General features: G+C 73.2%; 10 protein-coding genes. 8 read left to right on the top strand and 2 right to left on the bottom strand.

Translation table 11 applies throughout. The features are described from left to right. The 3 genes from ACZ6ZR_RS37835 to ACZ6ZR_RS37845 form a co-directional block, all read left to right on the top strand. Positions 1 to 542 (top strand): hypothetical protein (locus ACZ6ZR_RS37835; RefSeq protein WP_465650451.1); only part of this gene is annotated, 542 nt, incomplete at its 5' end. Next, positions 542 to 829, top strand: coding sequence for a PqqD family protein (locus ACZ6ZR_RS37840; RefSeq protein ID WP_465650453.1), 288 nt, complete (start codon positions 542 to 544; stop codon positions 827 to 829). The genes ACZ6ZR_RS37835 and ACZ6ZR_RS37840, both read left to right, overlap by 1 nt. A 69-nt stretch (positions 830 to 898) precedes the next feature. Continuing rightward, a complete protein-coding gene (locus tag ACZ6ZR_RS37845; protein WP_465650455.1) occupies positions 899 to 1,954 on the top strand; it encodes a diiron oxygenase in 1,056 nt (351 codons plus the stop codon). Between the two features lie 54 nt (positions 1,955 to 2,008). Here ACZ6ZR_RS37845 and ACZ6ZR_RS37850 read toward each other — a convergent pair whose 3' ends face one another. Further along, a complete protein-coding gene (locus ACZ6ZR_RS37850; RefSeq protein ID WP_465650457.1) occupies positions 2,009 to 2,761 on the bottom strand; it encodes a hypothetical protein in 753 nt (250 codons plus the stop codon). Between the two features lie 317 nt (positions 2,762 to 3,078). Next, positions 3,079 to 3,999, bottom strand: a complete 921-nt coding sequence (prs, locus tag ACZ6ZR_RS37855; protein ID WP_465650459.1) for a ribose-phosphate diphosphokinase — start codon at positions 3,997 to 3,999, stop codon at positions 3,079 to 3,081. Between the two features lie 222 nt (positions 4,000 to 4,221). Here prs and ACZ6ZR_RS37860 point away from each other — a divergent pair, with 222 nt between their 5' ends. The 5 genes from ACZ6ZR_RS37860 to ACZ6ZR_RS37880 all read left to right on the top strand — a co-directional run. Next, positions 4,222 to 4,971, top strand: a complete 750-nt coding sequence (locus ACZ6ZR_RS37860) for an IclR family transcriptional regulator (RefSeq protein WP_465650461.1) — start codon at positions 4,222 to 4,224, stop codon at positions 4,969 to 4,971. A 105-nt stretch (positions 4,972 to 5,076) separates the two neighbouring features. Next, on the top strand, positions 5,077 to 6,333 hold the full coding sequence (locus ACZ6ZR_RS37865; RefSeq protein ID WP_465650463.1) for an MFS transporter: 1,257 nt from the start codon (positions 5,077 to 5,079) through the stop codon (positions 6,331 to 6,333). A 212-nt stretch (positions 6,334 to 6,545) separates the two neighbouring features. Next, complete coding sequence (locus ACZ6ZR_RS37870; protein ID WP_465650465.1) at positions 6,546 to 7,916, top strand: MFS transporter; 1,371 nt, start codon at positions 6,546 to 6,548, stop codon at positions 7,914 to 7,916. A gap of 135 nt (positions 7,917 to 8,051) precedes the next feature. Then, the gene (locus ACZ6ZR_RS37875; protein WP_465650467.1) at positions 8,052 to 8,252 is read left to right on the top strand and encodes an MbtH family protein; all 201 of its coding nucleotides are present in this window, start codon (positions 8,052 to 8,054) and stop codon (positions 8,250 to 8,252) included. A 1-nt stretch (position 8,253) separates the two neighbouring features. Next, on the top strand, positions 8,254 to 11,188 hold a 2,935-nt coding region (locus ACZ6ZR_RS37880), incomplete at its 3' end, for an amino acid adenylation domain-containing protein (protein WP_465650469.1).

Below are 11,188 nucleotides of genomic sequence, written 5' to 3' on the forward strand. Positions count from 1 at the left end.
GGGAGATCAAGTACTGGCTGGACGACCAGGTCGACCAGCTGATCGCCAAGGTCGGCTGGGACCGGTTCGACAGCGGCACCGGATCGTCCAAGCCGCTCACCGCGACGGAGGAGCTCTCCCTGGAGCGGCTGTTCAGCTGCGTGCCGCTGGGGGACGACTCCTGGGTGCTCCGCCGCCGGCGGCAGCTGGAGGAGTCCGCGTTCAAGGCGTTCGTGACGACCCGTTCGCTGACCGAGGCGGACAACGCGGTCGAGGACGCGATCGGCCAACTCGAGGCCAGGGACCTGGAGTCGGCGGTGCTCTCGGCCCGCCGGGCGCTCGGGCACATCGTCGACGCGCTGCTGGAGAGCCACGGCAGCTTCGGCTTCTGGCAGCCCAAGTGGCGGGCCCGGCGGTTCCGGGGCGCCGAGCAGGACCTGCTGTCCTTCGAGGACTACTGGGCTCTGGAGACCATGCGGGACTTCGACCCCGTGGCTCCCGAGAAGTGGATCGACGAGGTGGTCCGGCTCTGCCGGCGCCTCTCCATGGAGGTGGAGATCTGATGACCGCACCACTGGTGCTCTCCGAGTCCTCGGTGCTCCGGCACGCGCCGGACGTCCGGGTCCGCAAGTTCCGCGGCAAGCTGCTGGTCGCCCGCGCGGACAGCGGGCTGCAGCTGGACGAGGTCGCCGAGCTCGTCTTCAAGCAGGTCGACGGCTCGCTGACGATCCGCCAGATCGGCGAGCGGCTCGCCACCGAGTACGACATCTCGGTGGACGAGGCGACGGCGGACAGCCTGGAGCTGCTCACCCAGTTCCTGGAGCTCGGGATGGTCGCCCCGGCGGGGTGACGGGTCGCAAGCGGGTGGCGTACGGACGCCGCCCGCCGGTTGGTCGGACGCGAGGACGGGGAGTCGGAGATGTGCGGGACCGTCGGTATGTTCGTGGGGTGCGCGGCGCTGTCCTACTGCCCCAAGGCCCTGCTCTCCGGCTCCGCGTCCCCGCAGCCGGCGGACGACGGGGCGGCCGGGGCCGAGGAGGAGACGGAGGATCCGGGCTACCGGAGTCCGTTCCAGACCTGGTACGAGCGGGCCAGTGTGCGTCAGGCGCCGCGCCGGATGGTCAGCGAGGCGGACACCGCGCTGAAGTTCTTCTCCCCGGACCTGGTCCCGGTCGCCCAGCACCCGCTGGTCAAGGCCCTGCCCGAGCGGGTCTTCGGCGAGCTGCTGATCCAACACCTCTACCGTTACCTGGACTTCACCGCCCAGCTCGAGTACCTGGTGGTCAACCGCACCGTGCTGGGCCTGGCGCACGGCACCATCGGCCTCCGGCTGCCGGACGAGATGCGCTTCGACGCGTTCAAGATGTACTGCGACGAGGGGTACCACGCGCTCTTCTCGGTCGATCTCCAGCGCCAGGTCAGGGCCCGCACCGGAGTGGCCCCGGTCCTCCCGGCCGAGCCGTTCTTCCTGCGCCGGCTCCAGCAGATCCTCGACGAACTCCCCACCGCTGAACGGCCGTTGGCGGAGCTCCTCTTCGTCATCGTGTCGGAGACGCTGATCTCCGCCAGCCTCGCCGAACTCCCCGACAGCGACGAAGTGGTCCCCGCCGTCCGCGAGGCGATCCGCGACCACGCCGGCGACGAGGGCCGCCACCACGCCTACTTCGCCACCCTGCTGCGCCACCTCTGGGCGCAGTCGGACCGTCAGGACCGCCACCGGATCGGCGTGCTGGTGCCCCGGTTGATGGACGCCTTCCTGCGCCCCGACACCGAGGCGCTGAAGGCCGAGCTCACCACCTACGGGCTCTCCCGGGACGAGGCCGAGCAGATCGCCGCGGAGATCTACACCCCGGCGGTGCTGAGCGGCCACGCCAGGGCCACCTCCAAGCTGACCAGACGCTACTTCGAGGCGGTCGGCGCCTTCGAGTCCGCGGCCGCCACCGACCAGCTGGCGCTCTACGGCTACCTGGACTGACCCGTCCGGCGGGCCCGTCCGACCGACCCGTCCGGCGGGCCCGGCCGTGGTGCGTCAGACCGCCACGTCCAGGGCGAGGCGCTGGCAGACCCGGACCACCCGGTCCACCCAGGCGGCCGGATCCGCCGGGTCGAAGTCCTGCATGGTCTCGATGCGCCAGTAATCGTCGAACCGGAGCAGGTCCTGTTCCACCGCCATGAGCCGGCGGGGTCGCCATTTGGCGCTGTGCCCGAATTCACCGAAGCTCGCGGTGAGCGCGTCGACGGTACTGGCGAACGCCTGCCGGGCGGATACCACGGCGCTGTGCAGATCGGCCGAGACGAGCTGTCCGGTGGCGTCCTCGATGAATATGTCGGCGAAATTCAGCCGGTCCTCCACCAGTACCTTCCGGAGGGCCGATCCGGCTATTTCCGCCTGCCGCTCCGCCAGCCATTGCCCGCCGAGCAGCGGCGTGGCGTGCCCGAGCCGCTCGACCAGGTCGATCTCGTTCCGGGAGAGCGCGTGCCGGGTGAGGTCACCGGCGTCGTACTCTGCCCAGGACAGTTTCGTCATGGTCCGGTCGACCTGCGGATCCTGCCACTGTTCGACGTCCCAGCGCCGTTCTCCCACGTAGAACGCGGTCAACAGGGGATCTCCGGGGTCCTGTGCGGCGGTCCGGCCGCCGGTGACCACGTAGAGGTCCAGGTCGCTGTTGACGTTCCCCCAGCCGCGGATGATCGAGCCGGCGGCGAAGACGCAGCGCACGTCCTCGGGTATCAATTCACGGTTGTTCAGCTCGTCCAGGCAGCCTGGCAGGTCGATGTCCACGCGGGAAAGCTAGTGGGAACTCGTCCGAGTGACCAGGATTTCGGTCAGGGCCGAAAGACCACCGGGAACCTTGACGGAGTGTCGGGTCGATCCGTAGGTTATTCATCAGAAGCACGGAGCGGGGCAGGGAAAAGGAACACTCCCCCACCTGAAGACCCGCCCGAAATTCTTTCCGGAAGGAGGTGATTTCTAATGCGTAAGTACACCAAGCCGGTGGCCAAGAAGGTCGCCCTGGGCACCGTCCTCATGAACGCGTGCTGATTCCCGGGGGTGCCGCGCCGATCGGCGCGGCACCCCCGCTGCATTGCGGCCGGGCCTCAGGCCCGGCCTTCGCCGTTTCCGGCCGGCCAGGCCCGCAGGGCGAGCGGGAGGATCCGCACGGCGGCGGCGTCCGGCCGGCCGCAGCTGTCGCTGTGGTCGATCCGGTCGGCGCCCGGGAGCCGGGCGCGCAGCGCCTCGGCCGGTGCGAGCAGGTGGGTGACGAAGACCGCGAATCCGGTGCCGTGTTCCCGGAGGGCGTCGTGCAGCGGCACCAGTGTCGAACCGGTGGAGCAGAGGTCCTCCAGGACCAGGCAGCGCCGCCCGCGCAGCTCCGGCGGGAGTGCCGAGAAGCTGGTCGTGCCGTCGGGAGCCCGGGTCTTGGAGAGCGTCACCATGGGCAGGCCGATCCGGGCGGCGATCCGAGCCGTCCGCCGCTCCGACCCTTGGTCCGGCGCCAGGATGAAGTCGGGCCGGTACTCCCGGAACGCGGCGCTGCGGACGTAGGCCTCGGCACCGCTCAGGTCGACCAGTGCGGTCGTCCCGAGGTCGCCCGGCGGCCGGCCGTGCCGGTCGACCGTGATCAGGGTGTCGGCTCCGGCCATCGCGAGGGCGCGGGCCACCAGCCGGGCGGTCACCGGTTCGCCGGGGCGCATCGCCCGGTCCTGCCGTTGGTAGCAGAGGTACGGGGCGAGGCAGCTGAGACTGCGGGGCTTCTCGGCCGTGACGGCGTCGAGGAGCTGGAGCAGCGTCATGAACTGCTCGTCCTGGCGCCCGGCGGTGGTCTGTACCACCAGGACGTCCCGGCCCGTCAGCGCGGCGGGGTCGTCGAGGGTGACGAGCTGCTCGCCGTCGGAGAAGCGGTGGCGCCGCGCGAGGAGCACGGTCGCGCCGGGCGCGAGGTCCCGGGCCCGGTCGTGGTCGTCCGGGCCGAGGACGACGACGGCGCTGGTCGGAAGGGGTATCGGCAGCAGTCCCAAGGCAGGCTCCGTCGTCGCCGGGGCAGGAAACAGGCCCACGCTAGGCAGGCCAAGATCATTCGTCAAGATTGACGGAGCATTGCAAGAGCAAAGATCTTTCAAAAGTCGATTGGAGGAACCTCCAAGCTTGTATATCTGCTGGACTGCCTTGATTGGGTGAAGGTACGGTGCCGTCCGTATTCCGAAACGGGGGAGTCTTGGATGCAACTTGTGGTAAGAGCCGTGAGCGTTCTCAGGTCCGTCGCCGCCTCGGAGCGGGGGGTCGGCCTGCAGGAGCTGGCGGAGGACCTGAACGTCCCGCTCGGCAGCATGCACCGGCTGCTCGCCGTGCTGGAGGAGGAGCGCTTCCTCAGCCGTTCGCCGACCAACCGACGCTACTTCCTGGGGCCGGCGACCAGGTGTTTCGCCGATGACGGCGCCCCGCAGCACTCGCTGCTGGCGGCCCCGCACCCGGTCCTGGTCGAACTGGCCGAAGGGGTCGGCGAGACGGTCTTCCTGACCGAGGTCTTCGGCGGCTCGGCGGTGTGCACCGCCCTGGTGGAGGGGAGCGACCGGCTGCGGACCTTCGCGGCGGTCGGCCAGCCGATGCCGCTGCACGCGGCCGCCGCCGCCCGGGTGCTGCTGGCCCATCAGGACGGCGGTGCCGCGCGACGGATGCTCGGCACCCGGCCGCTGACGCCCTTCACCCGGGCCACGCCGACCGTGGTGGAGGAGGTGATGGACCGTCTGGAGGCGGAGCGCGCCGTCGGCCACGCGGTCTGCGACGGCGAACTCGACCGCGGGGTCTGGGCCGTGGCGGCCCCGGTGCGCGCTTCGACCGGCCGGGTCTGCGCCAGCGTCACCATCGCGGCCTCCTCGGCCCGTCTCGACGCGGCCGGCCGCGACCGGCTGCGGGACGCGGTGGTGGAGGGCGCGCAACGGATGTCAGCGGGTCTGGGCTGCGCGGTGGGCGGCGCGTCCCGCCGCTGGTGACGTCCCGTCAGGTCTTCTGCCAGGCGGAACGCCGGGCCCGGCACCTTGTGCCGGGCCCGTCCCTCCTATAGTAAGTATTCAAAAGGAACTTACTAGGGGTGGACAATGGTGGACACGGTCACGACGGCGCCGGCCGAGGCTTCGGCCAAGGCGGCCGGGGCCCGGCTGTTCTGGCGGTACTGGACCGGATCGACGGTCAGCAACGTCGGCAACGCGGTCACCGCCGTGGCGCTGCCGCTGATGGCGGTGGAGGTGCTGGAGGCGTCGAGCTTCCAGGTGAGCCTGATCACCGCGGCCAGCTACGCGGCCTGGATCGTGATCGGCCTTCCGGCCGGCGTGATCGTCCAGCGGCTGCCGCTGCGGGGGGTGCAGGTGACGATGGACCTGCTGCGTGCCGCCGCGGTCCTGTCGATCCCGGTGGCGGCCGCCTTCGACGTGCTGGCGATGGTCCAACTCGTCCTGGTCGCCTTCGTGGTGGGCCTGGCCAACGTGGTCTTCGACGTCGGCAACTCCTCCTTTCTGCCGTCCATCGTCAGCAAGGAGGAGCTGACCTCGCGGAACAGCCTGACCTCCGCCTCGGCCTCCGCCACCCAGCTCGGAGGCCCCTCGCTCGGTGGTGTGCTGGTGCAGACCGTCGGCGCGGCCGCCGGTCTGCTGGTGGACGCGGTGAGCTACCTGGTCTCGGCCGCGCTGCTGTGGAGCCTGCCCCGGCCCGCCCGGACGCCCGCGCCGCAGGCCGGAACCTCCTTCGTCGGCCAGATGAAGGACGGCCTCACCTTCGTCACCAGGCACGCGGTGATCGGCCCGTGCGTCCTGGTGGCAACGTTGATCAACTTCGTCAGCGGCGCGCTGATGGCGACCTCGCCGGTCTTCCTGGTACGGACCCTCGAAGCCCCGGCCGGCCTGGTCGGATTCCTGATGGCGGCCCAGGGGCTGGGCAGCCTGATCGGTGCGGCCTGGACTCCCAAGGTGGGCAAGAGGCTCGGCAGCGCCCGTGCCCTGCTGGTGGCCGGCTCGGTCTCGGCGGTGTCGGTGGCGTTGCTGCCGCTGGCCGGTCAGGGCTGGGGTCTGCTGCTGTTCGCGATCGGCAACGCCGGGTTCACCGCCGGAGTCGTGGTGGTCAGCATCCTCACCCGTACGCACCGGCAGACCGTCACCCCGCCGGAGCTGCTGCCCCGGGTGATGGCCACGGTCCGCTTCATCTCCTGGGGCGTCATCCCGTTCGGTGCGCTGGCGGCCGGTGGGGCCTCGGCCTGGCTGGGCTCCCGCGGCGCGCTCTGGCTGGTCGCGGCGGCGGTCCTGCTGGTGCCCGCCACGCTCCTGCTCAGCCCGGTGCGCAAGCTGCGGGACCTCACGGACTGAGCCGTCGGACCGAGCCGTCGGACCGAGCCGTCGGGCGGTGCCGCGGGGGTACCGCGGCGCCGCCCCGGGAAAGGGCAGGCAACTGCCCTTCCATGAGGCGGAATTGAGTCTTGATCAAGCCGCACGGGTGTGTGACAGTGGCTCGCGGCGCTGCCCGGGCGACACCCAGGCTCCGAGGGGCGTCGCGGAACAGTGACGGGGGATGACTCAGCATGCAGAACGCAGGCTTCCTCGGCCGGTTCGACGGGATGGGCCGGTTCGGCCTCGTCTGGTCGGGGCAGGCGGTCACCCTGGTCGGCAACGCCGTCCTGCGGTTCGCCTTCGTCGTCCAGGCGTGGACCTCCGGCGGCGAGGCCACCCGGGTGGTGCTGCTCTCGATCTGCGCGCTGCTGCCGCAGATGCTGCTCAGCCCGGTGGCCGGCGCCCTGGTGGACCGGGTCAGCAAGCGGACGGCGCTCCAACTCGCCGATCTGGGCGGCCTGGTGGTGGTGGCGGGTCTGACCGCCCTGTACTTCCTGGGGGACCTGCGGCTCTGGCAGGTCTACCCGACGGTGGCGCTGCTCGGCGCCGCCGCCGCGTTCCAGTACCCGGCGCTCGCCTCGGCGGTGCCGCTGCTGGTCGGCAAGGAGCAACTCCAGCGAGCCAACGGCCTGTTGGCCACGGCCAAGAGCGCCGCCGACGTGGTCGGCCCGGCGCTGGCCGCGGTGCTGGTGACCCAGGCGAGCCTCGGGCTGGTGCTCTGGGTGGACCTGGCCAGCTTCGCCCTGGCCCTGCTCACCGTCCGGCTGGTCCGGCTGCCCGCCGCGGTGGACGCCAAGGCCCCGGCCGGGCCGCGCCGCAAGCTCAGCGCGGACTCCGCCGAGGGGCTGCGCATCCTGTTCGGCCAGCCCAGTCTGCGCGGGCTGATCCTGGTCTTCTTCTCGGTCAACCTGGTGATGGTCTTCGGCTTCGCGGTGGTGCAGCCGATGATCCTGGCCCGCACCGGCAACCAGCCCGGGGCACTGGCGGCCGTGATGACCAGCATCGGCGTCGGCGGCATCGCCGGCGGCCTGCTGCTGGCGGCCTGGGGCGGGCCGAAGAACCGGGTCCGGGGGATGACCCTGGGCATCATCGGGATGTGCGTCAGCGCCCAGATCCTGATGGCCACGGCCCGCTGGGTGCCCGCCTGGTGCGCGGCGATCCTGGTCGGCGCCCTGCTGATGCCGATCGTCAACGGCACCATGCAGGCGATCGTCCAGACCAAGGTCCCGAAGGACCGTCAGGGCCGGGTGTTCGGCGCGGTCATGTTCGTCTCGCAGATCTCCTCCCCCTTGGCGATGGCCTTCTCCGGCCCGCTCGCCGACCGGGTCTTCGAACCGCAGGCCGCCGAGGGCGGCGGCCTGGTCGGCCTGGTCCGGCCGCTGGTCGGCACCGGGCCCGGCACCGGGATGGCCACCATGCTGCTGCTCGCCGGGATCCTCGGCACGGCCGCCGCGCTCTGGGGCATGGCCAGCCGCAACGTCCGCGACATCGACCGCCTGCTCCCCGACATCGACGCCGACGATCCGGCCGGCACCGAGCGGCGCGAGGGCGCCGACGCCTGAGCCCGTCGCCGGGCTCCCCGTTCCCGACGGCTCGTCAACCCGTCCCACCCGACCGCGGCGCCCGGCCATCCGCCGGCCGCCCCCGCGTCGGCACGTTCACGTCCGCCCTGGGCGACCGACCCGGAAGGTTCCGCCATGACCACCAACCCGTTCGAGGACGAGGCCGGCCGCTACCTGGTGCTGGTCAACGACGAGCACCAGCACTCGCTGTGGCCCGAGGGCATCGCGGTGCCCGAGGGATGGCGGACGGCCCACGGCCCGGACGGCCGGGCGGCCTGCCTGGCCCACGTCGAGGCCAACTGGACCGGGCTCCGCCCCGCCGGCCCCGTCTCCTGAGATGGCCCCGTCTCCTGAGCCGGTCGCGCAGCCGAGGGCGGGATCGCTGCCGGGCACCGTGCACGGCCTGTTCGAGCGGCAGGCCGCCCGAACCCCGCAGGCCCTCGCCCTGGTCGCGGGGCGGGAGCGCCTCAGCTACGCCCGGCTGGACGCCCGGGCCGACGAGTTGGCGGGGGTGCTGGCCGCCCGGGGGGTGGCCGGCGGGCTGGTCGGCATCCACCTGGAGCGCGGCACCGGCCTGGTGGTCGCGGTCCTGGCCGCGCTCAAGGCGGGGGCCGGCTGTCTGATGCTCGACCCGGCCCACCCGGTGGAGCGGCTGCGCGGCCTGGTGGCCGAGGCCGGGGTGGCCGCCGTGGTCGCGGCCACGGCGGAGCAGGCGGGCCGGCTCGGCACCGCCGCCCACCCGGTGGCCGTCACCGACCGGGCCGAACCGCTGCCGCACGGCGCGGGCGGGGCGGCGCCGCGGGACCCGGCCTGCGTGATGTTCACCTCGGGCTCCACCGGCCGCCCCAAGGGGGTGGTCGCCCCGCACGCCGCGATCGTCCGGACGCTGGCGGGGCAGACGTACGCGCCGTTCACCGAGGGCACCGTCTGGCTGCAGTGCGCACCGGTCTCCTGGGACGCCTTCGTGCTGGAGCTCTGGGGCGCCCTGCTGTTCGGCGGCTCCTGCGTGCTGCACCCGGGCGGGCGGCCCGACCCGGTGGTGATCGCCCGGCTGGCCGCCGAGCACCGGATCACCTCGATGTACCTCTCCAGCAGCCTCTTCGACGTGGTGGTGGACGAGTACCCGGCGGCCCTCGCCGGCCTGCGGCACCTGCTCGTCGGCGGCGAGGCGATGTCGCCCGCGCACGCCGCGCGGGCGCTCGAGCGCTTCCCGGAACTGCGCCTGTCCAACGGCTACGGACCGGTGGAGTCCATGGTCTTCGTGACCACCCGTCAGGTCACCGCCGAGGACGCGGCCGGGGACACGGTGCCGATCGGCCACCCGATCGCGGGCCGGCGGGCGCACGTGCTGGACGGGCGGCTGCGGCCGGTGCCGGACGGCGTCCCCGGCGAGCTCTACGCGGGTGGCGACGGACTGGCGGACGGCTACCTGGGCCGTCCCGGCGCGACCGCCGAGCGTTTCGTCGCCGACCCGTACGGTCCGCCCGGGGCCCGGATGTACCGGACCGGCGACCTGGTGCGCCGCCGTCCCGACGGTGCGCTGGAGTACCTGGGCCGGGCCGACCGGCAGGTGAAGATCCGCGGCTTCCGGGTCGAGCCGGGCGAGGTCGAGGCCGTGCTCTCCCGGCACCCGGCGGTGGACCGGGCGGTGGTGGTGCCGCACCGGGACGCCACCGGCGAACTCCGGCTGGCCGCCTACCTGACCGGCCCCGCCGTGGAGGTGGCGCAGGTCAGGGCGCTGGCCGTGCGCGCGCTGCCCGAGCACCTGGTGCCGGCTGCCTTCGTCCGGCTGGCGGCGCTGCCGCTGACCGCGAACGGCAAGCTGGACCGGGCCGCGCTGCCCGAGCCCCCCGACGTCCGCACGGCGCTCCGCCCCACCTCCCGGCCGCCGCGCGGAAAGGTGGAGCAGGCGCTCTGCCGGCTCTTCGCCGAGGTGCTCGGAGTGGAGCAGGTCGGTGCCGAGGACGGCTTCTTCGAGCTGGGCGGGGATTCGCTGAAGGCCGTCCGGCTGGCCGGCCGGGCGCACACCGAGCTGGGCGCGGAGTTCGGCGTCCGCGCCGTCTTCGAGACCCCGACCCCGGCCGGGCTCGCCCTGCTGGTGGACGGCGTCCGCCCGCCGGACCGCCCGCCCGCGGCGGTCCCCGGTGGCCCCGGACTCTCCCCGGCGCAGCGGCGACTCTGGCTGCTGGACCGGATCGAGGCCGGCCCCGCCTACACCCTGCCGGTGCTGACCAGGCTGCACGGCCCGGTCGACCCGGAACGGCTGCGCGCGGCGCTGGCCCGGTTGGCCGAGCGGCACGAGGTGCTGCGCACCGTCTTCCCCGCCCCCGGTGGTGAGCCCGCCCTGCGGGTGCTGGACGCCGCGCCCGGTCTGACCACGCACCGGGTCACGGCCGCCGAGCTGCCGGGGCGGATGGCCGCGGCGGCCCGGCACCTTTTCGACCTGTCCACCGAACTCCCGCTGCGCGCCGAGCTGTTCAGCACCGGACCGCAGGAGCACGCGCTGCTCCTGGTGCTGCACCACATCGCCGCCGACGGCTGGTCGCTGGCCCCGCTGCTGCGGGACCTCTCCGCCGCCTACGCGGGCCGCCCCGGGGAGCCGCTGCCGTTCCCGTACCCGGAGTACGCGGCCCGGCAGGCCGCCCGGCTCGGTGACCCGTCCGACCCGTCCAGCCTGACGGCCAGGCAACTCGCCTACTGGACCGAGCAGTTGCGTGACCTCCCGAGGGAGGGGCCGCGGCTGCCGCGGCGGCCGGACCGCCCTGCCCTGCCCGGCCCCGCGGCCGAGGCGGCCGAGCGGCGGATCGACCCGGCCGGGCTGGCCGCGCTCACCGCGCTGGCGGCCGGCCACCGGGCCACTCTGTTCATGGTGCTGCGGGCGGCCTTCGCCCTGGTGCTGAGCCGGGCCGGGGCGGGCGAACTCCCCGCCGTGGGCGCCCCGGTGGCCGGCCGCGGCCGGGAGGGGGCGGAGGAGCTGGTCGGCTTCTTCGTCAACCTGCTGGTGCTGCGGGCCGACCTGACCGGCGACCCGACCGTGGGCGAGTTGCTGGCCCGGGTCCGGGAGACCGACCTGGCGGCCCACGACCACCAGGACGTCCCGTTCGAGCTGGTGGTCTCGGCGCTCAACCCGCCGCGCTCGCCGGGGCGGCACCCGCTGGTGGACGCCGTCGTCGTGCTGCAGAACAACCTGCGCGGCGAGCTGACGCTGCCCGGGGTGGTGGCGGAGACCGAGGTGCTGCGCACCGGCGCCGCCCGGTTCGAGCTGCTGCTGG

The organism is Kitasatospora sp. NPDC088742 (assembly GCF_055584905.1).

Bases quoted from the DNA above. Each gene is read 5' to 3' on its own strand.
- ACZ6ZR_RS37840 (WP_465650453.1), top strand. From the start codon at position 542: ATGACCGCACCACTGGTGCTCTCCGAGTCCTCGGTGCTCCGGCACGCG.
- ACZ6ZR_RS37845 (WP_465650455.1), top strand. From the start codon at position 899: ATGTGCGGGACCGTCGGTATGTTCGTGGGGTGCGCGGCGCTGTCCTAC.
- ACZ6ZR_RS37865 (WP_465650463.1), top strand. From the start codon at position 5,077: ATGGTGGACACGGTCACGACGGCGCCGGCCGAGGCTTCGGCCAAGGCG.
- ACZ6ZR_RS37870 (WP_465650465.1), top strand. From the start codon at position 6,546: ATGCAGAACGCAGGCTTCCTCGGCCGGTTCGACGGGATGGGCCGGTTC.
- ACZ6ZR_RS37875 (WP_465650467.1), top strand. From the start codon at position 8,052: ATGACCACCAACCCGTTCGAGGACGAGGCCGGCCGCTACCTGGTGCTG.